This is a genomic window from Tepidibacter sp., assembly GCF_025210165.1.
Taxonomy (GTDB): domain Bacteria; phylum Bacillota; class Clostridia; order Peptostreptococcales; family Peptostreptococcaceae; genus Tepidibacter_A.
In genome coordinates this window covers 1-19,794 of record NZ_JAOASI010000042.1, presented here as the reverse complement: position 1 = coordinate 19,794, position 19,794 = coordinate 1, and the positions used below count along the sequence as shown (strand labels likewise).

At 28.8% G+C, this 19,794-nt stretch carries 17 protein-coding genes; 15 read left to right on the top strand and 2 right to left on the bottom strand.

What is annotated here, in order from left to right:
• The first annotated feature begins 200 nt into the window (after window positions 1-200).
• The 10 genes from hypB to N4A48_RS07410 all read left to right on the top strand — a co-directional run bounded on the left by hypB (window position 201) and on the right by N4A48_RS07410 (window position 11,664).
• Complete coding sequence (gene hypB / locus N4A48_RS07455) at window positions 201-869, top strand: hydrogenase nickel incorporation protein HypB (protein WP_293665242.1); 669 nt, start codon at window positions 201-203, stop codon at window positions 867-869.
• A 30-nt stretch (window positions 870-899) separates the two neighbouring features.
• The gene (locus N4A48_RS07450; protein WP_293665240.1) at window positions 900-3,569 is read left to right on the top strand and encodes an FAD-dependent oxidoreductase; all 2,670 of its coding nucleotides are present in this window, start codon (window positions 900-902) and stop codon (window positions 3,567-3,569) included.
• A gap of 30 nt (window positions 3,570-3,599) precedes the next feature.
• The gene (locus N4A48_RS07445) at window positions 3,600-3,956 is read left to right on the top strand and encodes a hydrogenase maturation nickel metallochaperone HypA/HybF (RefSeq protein ID WP_293665239.1); all 357 of its coding nucleotides are present in this window, start codon (window positions 3,600-3,602) and stop codon (window positions 3,954-3,956) included.
• Window positions 3,957-4,205: 249 nt separating this feature from the next.
• The gene (locus tag N4A48_RS07440) at window positions 4,206-5,261 is read left to right on the top strand and encodes a 3D domain-containing protein (protein WP_293665238.1); all 1,056 of its coding nucleotides are present in this window, start codon (window positions 4,206-4,208) and stop codon (window positions 5,259-5,261) included.
• A 158-nt stretch (window positions 5,262-5,419) separates the two neighbouring features.
• Window positions 5,420-5,956 (top strand): ribonuclease M5, encoded by a 537-nt coding sequence (rnmV, locus tag N4A48_RS07435; RefSeq protein WP_293665286.1) that lies wholly within the window; start codon window positions 5,420-5,422, stop codon window positions 5,954-5,956.
• Window positions 5,957-5,966: 10 nt separating this feature from the next.
• Window positions 5,967-6,839 (top strand): 16S rRNA (adenine(1518)-N(6)/adenine(1519)-N(6))-dimethyltransferase RsmA, encoded by an 873-nt coding sequence (gene rsmA / locus N4A48_RS07430; RefSeq protein WP_293665237.1) that lies wholly within the window; start codon window positions 5,967-5,969, stop codon window positions 6,837-6,839.
• A 487-nt stretch (window positions 6,840-7,326) separates the two neighbouring features.
• Complete coding sequence (locus tag N4A48_RS07425) at window positions 7,327-8,403, top strand: hypothetical protein (protein ID WP_293665236.1); 1,077 nt, start codon at window positions 7,327-7,329, stop codon at window positions 8,401-8,403.
• 172 nt (window positions 8,404-8,575) lie between these two features.
• Window positions 8,576-9,481 carry a cation diffusion facilitator family transporter gene (locus N4A48_RS07420; RefSeq protein WP_293665235.1) on the top strand — a complete coding sequence of 302 codons (906 nt, stop codon included), beginning with the start codon at window positions 8,576-8,578 and terminating at the stop codon, window positions 9,479-9,481.
• Window positions 9,482-9,493: 12 nt separating this feature from the next.
• The gene (locus tag N4A48_RS07415; RefSeq protein ID WP_293665234.1) at window positions 9,494-10,546 is read left to right on the top strand and encodes a hypothetical protein; all 1,053 of its coding nucleotides are present in this window, start codon (window positions 9,494-9,496) and stop codon (window positions 10,544-10,546) included.
• 557 nt (window positions 10,547-11,103) lie between these two features.
• Entirely contained in the window at window positions 11,104-11,664 is a 561-nt protein-coding gene (locus N4A48_RS07410) for a hypothetical protein (RefSeq protein WP_293665233.1), read from the top strand.
• A 154-nt stretch (window positions 11,665-11,818) separates the two neighbouring features.
• Here N4A48_RS07410 and murC read toward each other — a convergent pair whose 3' ends face one another.
• Window positions 11,819-13,165 (bottom strand): UDP-N-acetylmuramate--L-alanine ligase, encoded by a 1,347-nt coding sequence (gene murC / locus N4A48_RS07405; protein WP_293665232.1) that lies wholly within the window; start codon window positions 13,163-13,165, stop codon window positions 11,819-11,821.
• Between the two features lie 272 nt (window positions 13,166-13,437).
• Between murC and purR the strand changes: the two genes are divergently transcribed.
• The 5 genes from purR to N4A48_RS07380 all read left to right on the top strand — a co-directional run bounded on the left by purR (window position 13,438) and on the right by N4A48_RS07380 (window position 19,576).
• A complete protein-coding gene (purR, locus tag N4A48_RS07400) occupies window positions 13,438-14,259 on the top strand; it encodes a pur operon repressor (protein ID WP_293665230.1) in 822 nt (273 codons plus the stop codon).
• A gap of 307 nt (window positions 14,260-14,566) precedes the next feature.
• A complete protein-coding gene (spoVG, locus tag N4A48_RS07395) occupies window positions 14,567-14,845 on the top strand; it encodes a septation regulator SpoVG (protein ID WP_248481034.1) in 279 nt (92 codons plus the stop codon).
• A gap of 238 nt (window positions 14,846-15,083) precedes the next feature.
• Window positions 15,084-16,454 carry a bifunctional UDP-N-acetylglucosamine diphosphorylase/glucosamine-1-phosphate N-acetyltransferase GlmU gene (glmU, locus tag N4A48_RS07390; protein ID WP_293665229.1) on the top strand — a complete coding sequence of 457 codons (1,371 nt, stop codon included), beginning with the start codon at window positions 15,084-15,086 and terminating at the stop codon, window positions 16,452-16,454.
• Window positions 16,455-16,489: 35 nt separating this feature from the next.
• Entirely contained in the window at window positions 16,490-17,437 is a 948-nt protein-coding gene (locus N4A48_RS07385) for a ribose-phosphate diphosphokinase (protein WP_293665228.1), read from the top strand.
• Between the two features lie 153 nt (window positions 17,438-17,590).
• Window positions 17,591-19,576: a methyl-accepting chemotaxis protein gene (locus tag N4A48_RS07380; protein ID WP_293665227.1), complete on the top strand. Its 1,986-nt coding sequence runs from the start codon at window positions 17,591-17,593 to the stop codon at window positions 19,574-19,576.
• A gap of 90 nt (window positions 19,577-19,666) precedes the next feature.
• Here N4A48_RS07380 and N4A48_RS07375 read toward each other — a convergent pair.
• Window positions 19,667-19,794, bottom strand: a 128-nt coding sequence (locus N4A48_RS07375) for an IS3 family transposase (protein WP_293665285.1), incomplete at its 5' end; no start/stop codon positions are given.

The following is a 19,794-nucleotide window of genomic DNA, read 5'->3' as shown; positions in this document are numbered from 1 at the left end:
AACCTGAAGAGGATGGAGTCTTAGAACTCTTAGCTTTCGGATAAACTATAATTTACTTAGTAGGATTTATATAACATTGTTGTTTGTGGATAATTCATGGATATTTTGGGTGGAATTTGATGTAAAATTTTAGGAGGATTATTGAGATTTTAATATAACTATCTTAATATAGCATATAAAAAATATGAAAGGAGAAGTAGATGGATAATTTTAAAGTTATTGAAATAAAACAAAGTATTTATGAAAATAATGATATTGAAGCAGAAAAACTCAGAGAAAAATTAAGAATGAATAATACATTTTTATTGAATTTAATGAGTTCACCAGGCTCTGGGAAAACAACCACTCTTTTAAGAACCATTGAACAATTAAAGGACGAAATGGGAATAGGAGTTATGGAAGCTGATATAGATTCAGATGTAGATGCGAGAATAATTAATAATACAGGAGTAAAAACGATCCAATTACATACAGGGGGTATGTGTCATTTAGATGCGAAGATGACCAGTGAAGGACTTGATAATTTAAATGCTGATGATTTGGATTTTGTTGTTTTGGAAAATATAGGTAATTTAGTGTGTCCAGCTGAATTTGATACGGGTGCAACTAAAAGTGCCATGATTCTATCAGTTCCTGAAGGTGATGATAAGCCACTTAAGTATCCATTAATGTTTACGGTTGTTGATGTATTATTGATTAATAAAATTGATACCTTAGAAGTTTTTGATTTTGATACGGAGGCTGTTTGTAAAAGAGCTAGAAAGCTTAATCCAGATATTAATATATTTTTAATTTCAGCTCGTACAGGAGAAGGTATTAAAGCTTGGACTGATTGGTTGAGAGATCAGGTCCTAAAAGCAAAAAAGTAATACTATAATTAAACCAAAAGGGGGAAAATCATGAAAATAAGAGAAAAAATTGTTAAGATGGCACAACATATAAGTGGCAGAGAAAAAGCTTATACTGAAAATGATCCCGAATATTATATATTTGCTGACTTAGTAACTGATGAACAAGCTGACGTTGTACTTAATATGAAAAGAAGAAAAGAAGAAGCAGTAGAAGATATAGCTAAAAGAGTAAATAAAAGCTATGCTGAAACTTTTGAAATTTGTATGCAACTTGCAGACATGGGAGTTCTTGAAATTAAAACACAAGGAGATGGAACAGATAGATTTGAACTTCCAATTTATGTTCCAGGAATCTATGAACTAATGGTGCTTAATAGGGAACAGGCTCAAGCTCACCCTGAGATAGCTAGAGCCTTTGAACAATATACAATAGATACTGTTGAGCCTGTTACTGAGTATATGCCAATGGGAAATGGCGCAATGCGTGTTATTCCAGTTGAATCAGCAATTCAAGCTGAAACCAGAAGAGCACCATATGAAGAAATATCGTATTGGTTAACTAAATATCAAAACCATATATGTCTTTCACCATGTGAATGTCGTCTGGTTCGCACTCAAATGGGTGAAGGTACTGGTAATCTACCAGAAGAACTATGTATTATACTAGGGGCTACTGCTGAATCCTGTATTAGAACGGGAAAAGGAAGACGTATCACAAAAGAAGAAGCAGAAGAAGTTATTCTAAAAGCTGAGAAAAGAGGTTATATGCATCAAGTTACAAACATGGACGGAACTAATAAAATTTGGGCAATTTGTAATTGTGAACGAGATGTTTGTTTAGCTCTACGTACCTCACAATACTTTAATACGCCTAATATGTCGCGTTCTAATTATATCGCAGAGGTTGATTCTAAAAAATGTGCTGCTTGTGGAGAATGTGTAAAAACATGTCCTTCCAATGCTGTTAAGTTAGGACAAAATTTATGTACTAAAGAACCAATTAAGTACCCAGTTACTCCACTTCCTGATGATCATAACTGGGGACCAGAACGTTATAATCCAAATTATAGAGAAAATTATGAAAATGTTTATCATTGCGGTACAGCACCATGTAAGACAACATGTCCTGCTAATATAGGTGTTCAAGCATATATTAAATTAGCAGCCCAAGGAAAATATCTTGATGCTTTAGAATTAATAAAAAAAGAAAATCCATTACCAGCAGTGTGTGGTCGTATCTGTCCACATAATTGTGAGAGTGAGTGTACCAGAGGAGATATTGATGAACCAGTTGCAATTGATGAGATAAAAAAATTCATTGCTGATATAGAGTTAAATAAAGAAACAAGATTTGTTCCAGAAAAATTATTTGATTATAGTCATATTAAAATTGCCATAATTGGTTCAGGACCAGCTGGACTTTCTTGTGCATATTATTTAGCACAAAAAGGCTATACAATAACAATCTTTGAAAAAGAGGAAAAACCTGGAGGAATGTTAACTTTAGGTATTCCTTCATATAGACTTGAAAAAGATGTTGTTGAAGCTGAGATTGATGTTATTCGTCAATTAGGTGTTGAAATTAGATGTGGTGTTGAAGTAGGAACAGATGTTACATTAGATCAGTTACGTGATCAGGGATATAAAGGATTTTATATTGCTATTGGTGCCCAAGGTAGTAGAAAACTTAATATTGAAGGTGAAGAGCATGAAGATGTAATATCTGGTGTTACTTATTTAAAAGATGTTAACCTAGAAAAAAATATTAATACGGAAGGTAATATTGTGGTAATTGGAGGAGGTAATGTTGCAATTGACGTTGCAAGAACTTCACTTAGAACAAAAGCAAAAACTGTAAATATGTTCTGCTTAGAATCTGAAAATGAAATGCCTGCCCAAGGTGAAGAAGTTTTTGAAGCTAAAGAAGAAGGTGTTATTATAAATAACGGTTGGGGTCCAAAGAAAATCATTATTGAAGATGGTAAAGTAAAAGGAGTTGAATTTGAACGTTGTTTAAGTGCCTTTAATGAAGAGGGAAAATTCAGTCCGAAATATGATGAAAGTAATATTAAAACTGTTAAAGCCGATAAAGTATTATTATCAATCGGTCAATCCATTGTATGGAAAGATATGCTAAAAGATAGCAAAGTAGAGTTAAATCCTAATATGACTGCTAAAGCTGATTCATTAACATATCAAACAGGAGAACCAGACATATTTGTTGGAGGAGATGTTTTTACTGGACCAAAATATGCAATTGATGCTATTGCTGCTGGTAAAGAGGGTGCTGATTCATTACATCGATCTGTTCATCCTGGTCAAACATTAACATTAGGAAGAAATAGAAGAATTTTTAAATCACTAGATAAAGATAATCTAAATCTAGGTGGTTATGATAGAGCTAAACGTGAAAAAATTCGTCATGACTTAACTAAGAATAACACTTTTAAAGATCCACGAATTACATTTACCCAAGAACAATTAAAATCTGAAACCAGTCGCTGCTTAGAATGTGGCGTTGCTCATGTTGATCAAAATAAATGTATTGGATGTGGAGAATGTACAACAAGATGTAAATTTAATGCAATCACAATACATCGTGAATTTGATGCTCATAGTTTTGGTTATGAAAATATTAAACCACATGCAGCTATGAGAGCAATTAGTATCAAAATTAAAAGAGCTTTAAATCCAAATAGAGATTGCATGGACAAATAATTATATAAATTAAGAAAGATAGGAAATATTATGCATGAGATAACTATATTAGTAGGACTAATAAAAATGGTCGAAAAGGCTGCCATTCAGAACAACATTGAAGAAATAGATACTGTTGTTATACAAATAGGTGAAATGTCATCAATCGTACCCAAATATATGGTAAAGTATTTCCCTAATGCAGCAGAAGATACTCTTTTAGAAAATTCAAAATTAAAAATTGAAGAAATTCCAGCCAACGGTTTGTGTCATCATTGTAATAAGGTTTTTAAAATTGTAAAAAATAAGGGGAAATGTCCTTTGTGTAAGGCAGACGATTGGGAAATGTTAAGTGGAATGGAGTTTATTTTGAAAGAAATTATTGTTAACTCTCAAAATCTTGAGTAGATTTTGAGGGTTATTTTGCACAAATAAGTAATAATACACATAATAAAAACATATCATAGAAACTGAGGAAAAAATACAACCCCCTATTAAAAATTTTTAAAAGATATCATGTATATAAATACAAATTATAGCAAATACTAGAAAAAGACGGAAATTTCAGAAAAAAATTTGACAATACTTCAAAAATCGAATATAATTTATCAAGTCTTTACGGGAGGGTCTTTTCCAACTAAAAAAGGAGGGATCTATATGAGACTTAAACTTATGAAAATGTTAGAAAATGAGAAAATAACAAAGATCAAAGAAGTTCTAAAGATTAAAAAAGTATACACTACAGTAATAGCTATATTATTAGTTATTACATGCACTTCAATATATTACGCACTAGAAAATGACGTTACAGTAATAGTAAATAATAAAAATCAAGAAATACATACTTTTTCAAATACGGTTCAAGAACTGCTAAAAGAGCAAAATATTGAATTAGGTAAAAATGATAAAGTCCTCCCCGATTTAAATTCAAAATTAAAAGACAACATGAAGATAACAGTTAAGAGAGCATTTGAAGTAAATTTAGTTTTAAATGGAGAAGTACAAAAAATAATAACTACAGAAGATACTGTAGAGGGTATGTTAAAAGAAAATAAGGTAACTGTATCAGAACTTGACAAGGTAATTCCATCATTAAAGCATGAATTAAGTAAAAATGATGAAATTAAAATAGTAAGGGTTGAAGAAAAACTAGTTACACAAACAGAAGATGTTGGATATGACGTTGAAACTTTATATGATAATAAGCTTGAAATAGGAAGAGTTGAAAAGGTACAAGATGGAATTTATGGTAAAAAAGAATCTACTTACAAGGTAAGGTACAGTGATGGAAAAGAAGAAAGTAGAATGTTAGTTTCTGAGAATACTATACAAGACCCGATTAATAAGATAATAAAAAAAGGAACTAAAGATTTTATAGTTACATCAAGGGGTCAAACAAAGAGCTTTAAAAAATCAATAATTGTAAATGCTAGTGCTTATACTGCTGGATTTGAAAGTACAGGCAAAAGACCAGGAGATAAGGGATATGGAAAAACTTATATGGGAACAACAGTAAGACCAGGAGTTATAGCTGTAGACCCTAAAGTTATACCTTTAGGAAGTAAAGTTTACATACCTCATTTAGGAATGACATGTGTAGCAGAAGATACAGGTGGAGCTATAAAAGGAAATAAGATAGATATATACATGGCTAGCTTACCAAAAGCGAATAAATTTGGAAGAAAAAATTTAAAAGTATATGTTTTAAAATAATCTAATAAAGAATATGTATTCCCAATATTATTTTTGTTAAAAATAATATTGGGAATTTTAATTATACATAAAGTTAAATTTCGTATATAATTAACATAGTAATATGAACTATGTATTAGCATAAGCGAATTTAAATATAGATTTTAGAGGTGATTAAGCTGGTAAAAGAAATAATAGTAGTCGAAGGAAGAGATGATGTAACAGCTGTTAAAAAGGCAGTAGATGCTGAACTTATAACAACAGGTGGATTTGGATTCCCAAAAGGCGTTATGAAAAGAATTAAAGAAGCACAAAAAAGAAGAGGGGTTATAATATTTACAGATCCTGATTTTGCAGGAGAAAAAATAAGAAAGAAAATAGCAGCTCAAATACCTGGATGTAAGCATGCATTCTTGCCAAGAGAAGAAGCTATAAAGGATGGAGATATAGGAATTGAGAATGCATCAAGAGAGAGTATAATAGCTGCTTTAAATAAAGTTAGAACAGAGAACGTACAAAAAAGAGAAGAATTTACTAAAAAAGATTTGGTTAGAAATGGACTTGTAGGATTTGATGATGCATCTAAAAAAAGAGATGAGATTGGAAAAATTTTAGGAATAGGATATGGAAATGCAAAGCAGTTTTTAAGTAGACTTAACAACTATGGAGTAACAAGAGAAGAATTTGAAGAATCACTTAAAAATATAGATAAATAGGAGCGATTACATGGAAAAACTTTCAACATACAGAAATACTAAAGATGTAGTAGAAAAATATGGATTTAAGTTTTCAAAGTCCCTTGGACAAAACTTTTTAATAGATTCAAATATAATAGATAAAATAATAAACGGAGCAAGAATAACCAAAGACGATTATGTAGTTGAAATAGGACCTGGTATAGGTACATTGACTAGAGAAATATCAAAGATTGCTAAAAAAGTAGTAGCAGTAGAGATAGATAAAAAACTTATACCTATACTTAAGGATACATTATCTGAATGCGATAATGTAGAGGTTGTAAACGAAGATGTATTAAAGGTTGATATAAAGGAACTTGTAGATGAAAAGCTTGATTCAAAACCTATAAAGCTTGTAGCTAACCTTCCTTATTATATAACAACGCCTATAGTAATGAAGTTTTTAGAAGAAGATATAAAAGTAAGTGATATAGTGGTTATGGTTCAAAAGGAAGTAGCTGATAGAATGAGTGCCGTTCCATCTACTAAAGATTATGGATCATTATCAGTGGCAGTACAATACTATTGTGAACCTCATATAGTTGCAAAAGTTCCAAGAAGTATGTTTATACCTCAACCTAATGTAGACTCTACAGTAATAGCTTTAAGGTCTCATGAAGAAATAAAGCAGGATTTAAAGGATAAAGATTTATTCTTTAAAGTGGTAAAGGCAGCTTTTTCAAAGAGAAGAAAAACTATATTAAATGCAATAAGCTCATATGATATAGATCTTTCTAAAGAAGAAGTAAAGCAAGTTTTAGAAGAAGCATCAATAGATGCTAAAAGAAGAGGGGAAACTTTATCGATAGATGAGTTTGCTAATCTAGCTAATAAGGTATATGATAAATTAGAAAATAAATAAGTAAGTTATATAGATACAGTTATATGTTTAAGCTAAAAATGAAGCTAATTGAAATACCGCTACTTGGTCAATGTTTTTATAAAACTAATAGATTGTTCCTTATTAAATATCTTAAAACTTCGTAAACTCCCTTACGGTCAAACAACGAAGTTTCTTAACAGATATTTAAACGTCACAATCTAAGTTTTATAAAAAAACATTAACTAAAAGTAGCTAACATTTCAATTAGCTTCATTTTTTAAATGTAATTCTTAAACTCCATCTGAATTAAGTTTCACTTTATAAAGAACACTTGCTATTAAAACTATATATAAAAATCTTAGTTGTATTCAAAATATCGTTGCACTTGCGGTATTTTTATATATAGTTTTTGATAACTCCAGAACCTAAGAAAAAAGAACTATATTTCAATAAAAAAAGTAAGCATAGTATGCCCCTAAAAAACATATAAGTAGTAATATAGATTTATTTTAATGGGGGGATAGTATTGAGAAGAAGATATAAAAGAGATTATATGATATTAGAATCAAAGGACCCATCATTTAGATTAAAAGAGAAAGTATCACCTAAGGCATTTGCAAAAATTGAGACAAGAGAAGAAAAAGTAAATATAATGATTTACGTTGAGAATGTGAAATATGTTAAATCAGGGTATAGAATAATTTTAATACAAGATGATCTGACTACAAAGGATATAGGAAGAGTTTTAGTAAATGAAAATGGTAAGGGCGAATTTAAAATGAATTTTGATGGTTATGACTTAGATGTGAAAAGTATAGCCCTAAAGCATGAAAATAATATACCTCTGATAGGTTTTAAGGGTAAGATGATAGATAATTATGAAGAACTTATAAATCAAGATATGAAAAGAGAAGAGTATACAGGTGAAGTTTTAGATAAAAAAGATGAAATAGAGATAGTTATTGAGCCAAAAAAAGAAGAATTCCAAAGAGAAGAATCTTTAGAAATTGAAGAAGAAGAAGAAAAAAATGAAGAAGATACAGATATTGAACAAGAAGAAATACAAGAAGAGTTAGAAGAGGAATTAGAAGAAGAACCTAGAACGAAAAAAAAAAAAGACAAAGAAAAATCTCTTTATTCGCAAGAAGAAAAGATAGAAGAAAAAATAGAATATAATCAAGATACCATACACCTTATACCTAGAAAATTAAAAAAACTATTAAAAAAACATAAAGAAATAAAACCGTTCATAAAAGATATAGATAATACTAGATGGTGGAAAATTGATATAAATCCTATGTCTATGTGCAGTTATACAATGCCATATCTTGGATATATAAATTATATAAATTATACTATATATTCAGATGTAACATCTTTATCGTATAAGTATAGACACTATATATTTGGAATAAAATATAGTTGTGATGGAAATCGAAAGTATTATGTATATGGAATACCTGGAAGACGTAATGAGCAACCAGATGAAGGTGAAACTGGTTTTTGCAAATTTATGCCATGTGATGAGAAAAATAAAACATATGGATATTGGATATGTTGTATAGATTGTAAGAGTAGATTAATAGCAGTAGCTGATAAATAAATTTTAAAATGCGGCAATGAATTTTTATTGAAAATTTATTGCCGTATTTTTATATAGTCAGTTACTCTTTTAAAGAATGTTGAGATAGAGTATAATATAGACAAGTTATATAGTATATGGGTGTTTAGCTTTTAATAAAGTTGATTACCCATTATCAAATCAGGAGGGTATTATGGGAACCAGATATGAAGAATCAACAAGCGTTACTATAAAATCTATAATAATAAATATTATATTAACAGTTATAAAGTTATTAGCAGGTTTTTTTGGCAGTTCTAATGCAATGCTTGCAGATGGTATGCATTCTGCTTCTGATATAGTCACATCTGTAGGGGTTTTAATTGGAAACTATATATCAAAAAAACCACAAGATAGTGAGCATAATTACGGTCATGAAAAAGCAGAGACCTTAGTTGCATTTATACTATCATTAATTCTATTATTTGTTGGAGCTGAGATAGGATTTAATTCTTTTAAGCTTTTATTCAACTTAGATAAGGTCAAAGTACCTACCATGCTTCCGCTAATTGTTGGTGTTATATCTATATTATTTAAAGAGTACCAATATCATATAACAATAAAGGTAGCAAATAAGATTAACTCACCATCTCTTAAGGCAGATGCTTGGCACCATAGATCAGACTCTTTATCTACGATTGGAGCTTTAATAGGAATAATAGGATCTATGATTGGATTTAAGGTATTAGATCCACTTGCAGGAGTAGTAGTATCATTATTTGTAATAAAGGTTGGTATAGAAATATTAATCTCATCATCTAATGAACTTATGGATTACTCTATAGAAAAGGAAGAAAAAGATAAGCTTAACACTATAGCTATGAATACTAAAGGCGTTTTTAATGTAAAAAGCTTTAAAAGTAGACGTCATGGCGCTATGGCATATATAGATTTAACAATATGCGTAGATGGAAAAATCACAGTATTTGATGGCCATGAAATAGCACACAATGTAGAAGAAAATATAATAAAAAGTTCAGATAATATAAAAGCTGTTATAGTCCACGTTGAGCCAAAGAAGAATTTATGTAAAAAATGCAATCATAAGACTAAAATTTAATGAGGTGATATAGTGAATAAAAAAGTTATAAAATCAATGCTAATATTTGCAGGAATAGTATTTTTAATAAGTTTTTTGATAACTATCCTAAGAACTAAAGAGAAAGAAGAACAAGCAACTCAAGCAATAAATCAAGAAGTAAATCTTATGAAATATCTGTTAAAAGAACAAAGCATAAAATTATCAGACGAAAACATAAAAGATATAACAATAGAACAAGACTATTTTAAAGATTTTAAATACTATATCGAAAAAAGCAAGAAAATAGAAAAAGTTGAATTTAAAGAAATACTAACTGGATATTCAGATGATATAAAGTTTAGTACAGACTGTAACTATATAAAAATAGTAAAAGGTAAAGAAACTCAATACTTTGATATAGAAGATGAACAAACTAAAGAATTAGAAAGCCTTATAGATAAAGCTACAAATACATCATTTGATACTATAAAAAAAATTAATGATATAAAGGAAGTCCAAATATCTTATAAAAACAAACAAAAACAAATTGTAAATATAAAAGAATTCAATGATAAAATACATAAAAAAGCAAATATAAGTCAGTATAATGCATCAAAGCTTATAGATGAAGTAAAAGATAATTTTGATATAAATATAAAACTAGATAACTATGAAATATATGCAAAAACATTAGGGAAAACAGGTCTGGGAATATACTATAAAGATTATACAGCATACTATGAAATAGACGATTCATTATATAATTATCTTTGTGATGTATTATTTGTATCAAAGAGTAATAATGAATCAGATGAAATAGGGTATGAATGGGTTCAAACAATAAAAATACAAGATAAAATAAATGAAATAGAAGAAGAACTAGAAGGAGAATTGAAGGACGAGCTAGTAAGATATTTATTTAGAGAAATTAAAGAACCAGTTGAATTTAAAGATTATGAATTTGAAAGATATCATCTTAAGCTTAAGGGTGAGTCAAAAGAGCAGGAGATGATAATATATGAGAATCATATAAAGATAAAGGATAAGTATTATAAGATAAAAGGGGCAGATTTGATTGTAGATTCTGTGATTAATAATATATAGATGGTGTATTAATAAATATATTAGTGGTTAAGCGAAAAATGACGCTCATTTAAATACCGCTACTTAATTAATGTTTTAATAAAACTAAAGATTGTGCTTTATAAAATATCCTAAAACTTCTTAAACTCCCTAAGGTCAGACAAAGAAGTTTCTTAACGGATATTTTAACAGCACAATCTAAGTTTTATGGAAAAACATTAATCAAAAGTAGCTAACATTTAAATGAGCGTCATTTTTTTGTTTGATTTTTTAAACTATAACCAAATTTTTCCATATAAAATCTTATTTATGCAAGATTTAATATCTAACTACACATAATAAATTATATACAAAATTTGAATATATACTAAATATAAAAAAGGAGACTCTAGATAGAAACTAGCACTCCATATCCATCATATTATGATGCACAACACATTATAAGCAAATGGGGTAATTAAGTATATAATAAATTTAAAAAAAATTTAATACTTTCATAAAAGAATTTATATGATTTTAGAGCTGAAGTTTTATAATAAAATATTTCGAAATATCTTAATACTAGAGGTGATTAATAAATGAAAAAAAATATATTTTTTATACTTGTAGGTTTTTTAGCAATTATAAGCTATATTATACTTGATAATATTATTGTTAAGGAAGCAAAAGTGCATGGAATTAGATCATTCCCTCAAACTTTTGAACAATTGATAGAACGTTCGGAGTATATAGTTGAGGTGAAAAAAACAGGAAAATCCACAAATATTTTAGTGAATGAAGGGCTACCAACTGAAAGTGGATATACAGAAACACCAGTTGAAATACAAAAAGTGTATAAAGGAAATTGGGATAAAAAAGAGATTCTAAAAGTTCACGAAGCAATCTACACAGCTCCAATAAAAGGAGTTCAACCAGGCAAAATTATATTTACCTTTGATGATTATACAGCATTAAAACCTAATTCGAAATATCTACTATTTTTAAGAAAACATAAAGGTACTGATGGATATTGGATAACTGCTGACGAATTTAGTAAATTTAACTTGGATGATACAGATTCAGAAGAAAAAAATTTTGGAAATAAAGATTCAATGTATAAGAAATTTAAAACAAGTTCTATAAAAAAATATCTGAAATAAATTTTAAAATTTAAAAGCAAAGTACAGTTCGGGCTAAAAAACATTTAGTGTACTTAATTTGGGATACCAATAGCTAAATCAAAAAAAAGATGGTTATTAAAATATTTAATACACTAGCGGTATTTTAATAACCATCTTTTTTACTTACTACAGATTATATAAGCTTATCTGCAACCTCATATATATTTCCAGCCCCAGTAGTTATAACTACATCTCCAGCTTTAACATTATATTCTAAATAATTAACAATATCATCAAACTCTTTTATATAAATAACATTCTCATTATATTTCTTAATCTTTTCAACCAAATCCTTAGAATGAATAGACCCATCGTTTTTTTCTCTTGCTGCATATATATCAGTTATTACAACGAAAGATGCATCATTAAAAGAAGCTGCGAACTCATCTAAAAGAGAAGAAGTTCTAGTATAAGTATGTGGTTGAAATACACACCAAAGATTCCCCTTGCACATATTCTTAGCGGCTTCTAGGGTAGCCTTAACTTCTGTTGGATGATGAGCGTAATCATCTATTATAGTAGCCTTATTATAAATCCCTTTGTACTCAAATCTTCTACCAACACCTTTATACTTGGATATATTATCTCTTATAGTATCTACATCAATACCAGAAACTAAAGATGCACATATAGCAGCTGCTCCGTTGTATATATTATGAAGTCCTGGAACACAAAGTTTGAATTTTCCAAGGTCTTTATTATCAAATGAAAGAGAGAATGAACCATGACCTAACTTATCAAATGAAACATTATCAATAATCATATTATTATTACTTGACTTTCCATATTTTATAATGTTAGAATCGACACCATCTAAAACATCAACACAGTTAACATCATCACCATTTATTATGAAATATCCATCATTAGGAAGAATCTTTCCAAATTTATTAAAAGAATCTTTAACATCATCAAGTCCGTCAAAATAATCCAAATGATCTGCTTCTATATTTAGAACAATAGAAACCTTAGGGTTAAAATTCAAGAAGCTATCAACATACTCACAAGCTTCGGTAATGAAGTTTTCTGAATTACCTATTTTTACATTACCACCTATATCCTTTAAATTACCACCTACAAGTATAGTAGGATCAAGATTTGAATACTGAAAAATTACAGATAGCATAGAAGTAGTACTAGTTTTTCCATGAGTTCCCGAAATGGCTATAGGATTTTTGTACTCCTTCATTATTTCACCTAAAAACTCAGCTCTAGATAAAGTTCTTATATTTCTTAAGCGTGCTTGATTAAGCTCTTCATTATCATCGCTTATAGCAGCAGTGTAAACCACTAAATTTATATCATCAGTTATATTTTGTTTCTTATGACCAATGAATACACTTATACCTTGATTTCTTAACATGTCAACAGTATCTGAATCTTTAAAATCAGAACCAGAAACAACATATCCTTTATGTAAGCATATCTTAGCAAGTGCACTCATGCTTATTCCGCCAATTCCTATAAAGTGTATATGCATATAAAATCAACTCTCCTTAATAACTAATATTGTGTTATAATATAGAAGTCTTTATCTAAAAATTTTAGAAATAGACTTTTTAATATAAAAAACATACAATTTACATTTATTAAAATAAAATACAAATAATAAATTATATCTATTACTATTAATATGTATAAAACGTAAATTCTATTATAACATAATAATATATTTTATCTCTAAGGAAATTATAAAATTTTTGAATTGTGTATAAATATACCATACCAAAATAATCTAAAAGGAGGGAGTCTATGAAATTTAAAAGAACTGAAAGAATTGGAGCTATAGTAAAAATACTTTCAGACAATCCAAACAAAGTATTTACACTAAGCTATTTTACTGAAAAGTTTAATGCAGCAAAATCTACTGTAAGTGAAGATATATTGGTCGTGAAAAATGTATTTGAAAAATTAGACTTAGGTAAAGTTATAACAATAGCAGGAGCTGCAGGTGGAGTTAAATATATTCCAAAGATATCAGCAAAGGATAATGAAGTATTCTTAAATAAACTATGTGAACAAATAGATGATCAATCAAGAATATTATCAGGAGGTTTTTTATATTTAATAGATCTTATATACAGTCCTGAAATATCATCTAAAATAGGAAAGATATTTGCATCATACATAGACTATAGTGAAGCTGATTATGTAGTTACAATAGAAACAAAAGGTATACCTATGGCACTTATGACAGCAAAAGCTATGAATCTACCTCTTCTTATAATAAGAAAGGATACAAAAGCATCAGAAGGTTCATCTCTTAACATAACGTATGTATCTGGAAGTAAGAATATAGTACAAACTATGACACTTCCTAGAAAGGCATTAAAAGAAGGGTCTAAGGTAATATTAATAGACGACTTTATGAGAGGTGGAGGAACATTAAAAGGTATGCAAGACCTTATGAATGAATTTAATGCTCAAGTTATAGGAAAAGGGGTTTTAATATCTACAACTGCACCTAATGAAAAACTTGTAAAAGATTATGTATCTTTGATAGATCTGAATGAAATAGATGAATTAAATGGAATTATAAAGGTTGAACCGAATAAAAACTTTATAATAGACTAGTTATATGAGTGCAATTCTTATTAAGAATTGCACTTTTTTGATTAGAAAAAAAACAATAGAATAATGTATGAAAATCAATGAAGGTTACATAAAAATTGTAAAAAAATTAAAAGGGAATTGAAAAAGTTTGTAGAATATATTACCATAGAATATATTACCATGAAATATATTAACAATTAATGTAGCTTTTTATAAGGAGTAAGGAGTTATACTACTATTTAAATTGTAGGATAAGCATAATATATATTACGAATCTTAAGAAAGTCTACATTAAAAATCTTTATTTTTATAAAGGGGAGTGGGTATTTTGGAAATAACAGACGTTAGGGTAAGAAAGATAACAGACGATGGAAAGATGAAGGGGATTGTATCTGTAACTTTTAATAATTTATTCGTTGTACACGATATAAAAATTATAGAAGGTCAAAATGGTCTTTTTATAGCTATGCCAAGTAGAAAGATAACAGAAGGCGAATTTAGAGATATAGCTCATCCAATCAACTCTCATATGAGACAAGTACTTCAAGATAATATATTAAATGCTTATGAAGAAGCTTTAGCTAAAATGGAAGTTGCAATGGAATAATATTAAACTTATAAAAATACTTATATTGTTAAGAGTACGAATCTTAACAATATAAGTATTTTTTTTGATATATAGAAATTATATGGTTTTGAATTTTTTGAAGTTTTTTAAAATTTAAAAATCGAACAAAATATATAATATCCATTATTTTATATCGCATTATTATGTACTTTTTGAACAAAAAATGCTATAGTATTTAAGTGAAAGTGATATATTAATATACACATGAGGTGAAATTATGAATTTAAAATCTATAATACTTGCTGCTGGTAAGGGAACTAGAATGAAATCTAAGCTTCCTAAAGTATTGCATAAAGTATGTGGAACTGAAATGGTAAATCATGTTATAAACATAGCTATGAAGGCTGGATGTTGTGAAAATATAGTAATTCTTGGACATGAAGCTGAAATGGTTAAAGATAATTTAAAAAACAATGTCAAAACTGCTATACAAAAGCAGCAGCTAGGAACAGGACATGCTGTTATTATGGCTAAAGATTACATAAAAGAAGACGATAAAATAGTAGTTTTATGTGGAGATACACCTCTTATAAAAGAGACTACTCTACAAAGACTATTTGATTACCATAAAGAAAATAGATGTGTTGCAACAGTTTTAACTACAAAAGTAGATAACCCTACAGGATATGGGAGACTAATAAGAGATACTAATAAAGATGTATTAAAAATAGTTGAGCAAAAAGATGCAACTGAAGAAGAAGCAAAGGTTAATGAAATAAATTCTAGTATATACTGCTTTAATGGAAAAGAACTTAAAATGAGCTTATCTAAGATATCTAATAATAACAATCAAGGTGAATACTATCTTACAGATGTAATAGAAATCTTAAAGAATGAAGGCTATAAAGTAGGAGCATATGAAGGATCAACTATAGAAGAATTAATGGGTGTTAACTCAAGAGTAGACCTTCAAAGAGCAGAGAACATACTGAAGAATAGAATTAATCAATATCATATGGAAAATGGAGTTACTATAATAGATACTAACAATACATACATAGAATGCGATGTTGAAATAGGTATGGATACTATAATATATCCTGGAACTATAATAAAAGGAACTACAAAAATTGGAGAAGATTGTACAATAGGAGCTAATTGTAGAATTGAGAATTCCTTAATAAACGACAACATAGAAATCCAATCATCTACTATAATTGACAGTACTGTTGGAAACAATACAACAGTTGGACCGTATGCATATTTAAGACCTAATAGCTTAATAGGTGAGAATGTAAAAATAGGAGACTTTGTAGAAGTTAAAAATTCTACAATAGGAGATAACTCAAAAGCATCTCACTTAGCTTATATAGGAGATGCTAGTATTGGGAAGAATGTCAATATAGGATGTGGAGTAGTTTTTGTAAACTATGATGGAAAGAATAAATTTAAAGCTATAGTTGAAGATAATGCATTCATAGGATCAAACTGTAATTTGATAGCACCTGTTACAGTTAAAGAAAAAGGATATATAGCTACAGGATCTACTATAACAGATGATGTTCCAAGTGGAAATTTATCAATAGCAAGAGCAAAACAAGTGAACAAAGAAGGTTGGGTAGATAAAAAAGGTATATTAAAAAAATAATTACATACAAAATTCTTCTGGGAGGTTATTCATATATGAATACTAGTGGTAGTGAAATTAAAATTATTACAGGAAACTCTAACCCTGAACTTGCAAAAAAAATAGCTGAGCATTTAAATGTAGATTTAGCAAAAACTGATGTATCAACATTTAGTGATGGAGAAATATCTGTAAATATTCAGGAAACAGTAAGAGGAACAGATGTATTCGTTATTCAATCAACTAATAGTCCAGTAAACAATAACTTAATGGAACTATTAATTACTATTGATGGACTAAAAAGAGCATCAGCAGGTAGAATTACAGCTGTAATACCGTATTATGGATATGCTAGACAAGATAGAAAAGCAAAGGCTAGAGATCCAATCACAGCAAAATTAGTTGCAAACTTAATAACAGCTGCGGGAGCTGATAGAGTTCTTACTATGGACTTACATGCTGCTCAAATACAAGGATATTTTGATATACCAGTAGATCATTTACTTGGAGTACCAATACTTGCCAAATATTTCAAAGAAAAACAAATAGAAGATTTAGTAATTGTATCACCAGACCTTGGAAGCGTTACAAGAGCTAGAAACTTTGCTAATCAATTAAATGCACCAATAGCTATAATAGACAAGAGAAGACCAAAGGCAAATGTATCTGAGGTTATGAATATAATCGGAGATATAAAAGATAAGAATGTTATATTAGTAGATGATATGATAGACACTGCAGGTACAATAACAAATGGAGCTAATGCATTAAAAGAGTTTGGAGCAAAAGAAGTATATGCTTGTTGTACACACCCTGTTTTATCAGGACCTGCACTTGAGAGAATACAAAACTCAGTTATAAAAGAGCTTATAGTTCTTGATACAATACACTTGGCAGAAGATAAAATGATAGATAAAATAAAGGTACAATCTATTGCACCTATATTTGCAAGTGCTATAAACAAGATATTTTCAAATGAATCTGTAAGTTGTTTATTTGACTAAAAAAATGGCTATTTAGCCATTTTTTTTTGTTTTAAAAGAGCAAAGATTCAGAACTTTTAGCCTTCGAATAAAAAGTAAAAAAGTATAGAAAAATAAGTAATATATGTTAATATATATATTGTAGATAAAACAATAAAGGAGGAGAATGAAGATATGAAATTAGGAATAAAAAATAAGCTTATAATAATGTTTATAGTTCTGATAAGTATTCCTCTAATAGTTTTTGAAATGGGTGCTTATAAGAGAGGTATAGGTATAATAGATGAAGATTTAAAAGAACTGGCATCTAGCACTATTGATGGGATAGAGATATCTATACACAACTATTTAAATGGATATAATGAAAATTTAAATATGATATCAAATAATGTAGATGTAAAATCAATAGTGGAACATCCTGAATATGAAGAATTTATGATGCATATATTTAAAGATTTTATAAATTCTCATAAAGACTCTGTATCTATATACTTAGGTCTTGAGGACAAGAGTATGTATACGTATCCTGAGGCTCAATATGAAGATGGATTTAATCCAAAAGAGAGGATATGGTATAAAAATGCAGTTGAAAGAAATGCTATATCATGGACACAGCCATATATAGATGTACATAGTAATAAATTAGTAGTAACGGCATCAGCACCTGTATATAATAATAATCAGTTTATAGGGGTTATAGGTATAGATATATCTCTTGATACATTATCAAAAAATATAAATAAAATGACTATAGGAAATAATGGATACCCTATACTTATATCATCTGATAAGCTAATTATGAGTCACCAAAATCCTGAGAAAATAGGTAGAAAAATAGATTCTCAAGATATAGTTAAGGCACTTGATGAGAATAAAACGAGTGTAGAATACGAATATGAACAAGATGGAAAATTGAATTCAAAGTATGCACAATTCAAGACTATGGAATCGACAGGATGGATAGTAATAGGAAGTATTTATACTGAGGAAATATATAGTAGGGCAAATGATATATTAAAGAAATCATTAATAATACTAGGGTTATCGTTATTAGGAGCTATATTTATAGCTTATATATTCTCTAATAATATAACTAAACAAATAAGAAGCATAATAGAATATACTGAAAGTATAAAATCTGGTGATTTAACGGTACAATCTAGCATTAAGACTGGAGATGAATTTGAAGACCTTGCACATGGATTTAACAATACCGTAGATACATTAAGGGGATTGATAACTAATATAACCGATGTAACTATTAATGTAAGAAATTCATCAGAGAACTTAGCTGCAATAGCAGAAGAAACTAGTGCAACATCAGAACAAGTTGGATCTATAGTTCAAGAAATAGCCAGTGGTTCTATATCTCAAGCAAAAGAGGCTGAAAGAGGATATGAGCTAGTTGAAAATCTTGCAAATAAATTTGATGAACTAAACAAAAATACTAATGACATGTTTGAATCAGCTGAAAATGTAGCTAATTCAAATGTATCTGGATTTGAAGCAGTTGAAGAATTAATTCAAAAGACTAAAAAAAATTCAAAGGCTACACTTAAAGTAGAAGAAGCTATAATAGAATTTAATAAAAAATCTGAGGATATACAGAACATATTAAATACCATAACAACTATAGCAGATCAGACTAATTTATTAGCACTTAATGCATCTATAGAGGCAGCACGTGCAGGAGAACATGGAAAAGGGTTTGCAGTTGTAGCAGATGAGATAAGAAAGCTTGCAGAGGGATCAAGAGTTGCAACAAACAACATAAAGGAGATAATAGATAATATAAGAAAAGATAGCGATAATGCTGTAACTATAATGAATGAAGTAAAAGAAGTATCAAAAGAACAAGTTGAATCAGTTAACAGAGTTAATAATTCATTTGATGTAATATCAAAATCTGTTGGAGATATAACTTATAAGATATCCTCGATGAGTGATTTTATAAATAATATGAATGACGATAAAAATAATATAGTAGAGTCAATACAAAATATAGCAGCAGTATCAGAAGAAAGCGCATCATCATCTCAAAATGTAAGTGCTTCTATGCAGCAGCAATCAGTAGCGGTTGAAGAAGTAGCAAAGCTTGCAGATGATCTTAATGGACTTGCTATGAAGCTTACAGATGAGATAAAGGTGTTTAAAATATAATTTCAAAACTTAAAATTTAGCTTTTGATTGAAAAATGAAGGTTATTAAAATATTAATCTGTACCCTTTGTAAAGGAGAATTTAAAAAAGACTATGCTACATTAAGAAGATGATTTCTGTATTGGACAGGAGTCATCTTCTTTAATCCCCACTGATATCTATAGTTATTATAATAAGTCATGTATTGTTTAATTTCACATTTAAGCTGTTGTAAAGTTT

What these genes read in the sequence shown, in the direction of transcription:
- glmU (WP_293665229.1), top strand. Translation starts at nt 15,084, where the DNA reads ATGAATTTAAAATCTATAATACTTGCTGCTGGTAAGGGAACTAGAATG.
- hypB (WP_293665242.1), top strand. Translation starts at nt 201, where the DNA reads ATGGATAATTTTAAAGTTATTGAAATAAAACAAAGTATTTATGAAAAT.
- purR (WP_293665230.1), top strand. Translation starts at nt 13,438, where the DNA reads ATGAAATTTAAAAGAACTGAAAGAATTGGAGCTATAGTAAAAATACTT.
- N4A48_RS07440 (WP_293665238.1), top strand. Translation starts at nt 4,206, where the DNA reads ATGAGACTTAAACTTATGAAAATGTTAGAAAATGAGAAAATAACAAAG.
- N4A48_RS07380 (WP_293665227.1), top strand. Translation starts at nt 17,591, where the DNA reads ATGAAATTAGGAATAAAAAATAAGCTTATAATAATGTTTATAGTTCTG.
- rsmA (WP_293665237.1), top strand. Translation starts at nt 5,967, where the DNA reads ATGGAAAAACTTTCAACATACAGAAATACTAAAGATGTAGTAGAAAAA.
- N4A48_RS07385 (WP_293665228.1), top strand. Translation starts at nt 16,490, where the DNA reads ATGAATACTAGTGGTAGTGAAATTAAAATTATTACAGGAAACTCTAAC.
- N4A48_RS07445 (WP_293665239.1), top strand. Translation starts at nt 3,600, where the DNA reads ATGCATGAGATAACTATATTAGTAGGACTAATAAAAATGGTCGAAAAG.
- N4A48_RS07410 (WP_293665233.1), top strand. Translation starts at nt 11,104, where the DNA reads ATGAAAAAAAATATATTTTTTATACTTGTAGGTTTTTTAGCAATTATA.
- N4A48_RS07450 (WP_293665240.1), top strand. Translation starts at nt 900, where the DNA reads ATGAAAATAAGAGAAAAAATTGTTAAGATGGCACAACATATAAGTGGC.
- N4A48_RS07420 (WP_293665235.1), top strand. Translation starts at nt 8,576, where the DNA reads ATGGGAACCAGATATGAAGAATCAACAAGCGTTACTATAAAATCTATA.
- murC (WP_293665232.1), bottom strand. Translation starts at nt 13,165, where the DNA reads ATGCATATACACTTTATAGGAATTGGCGGAATAAGCATGAGTGCACTT.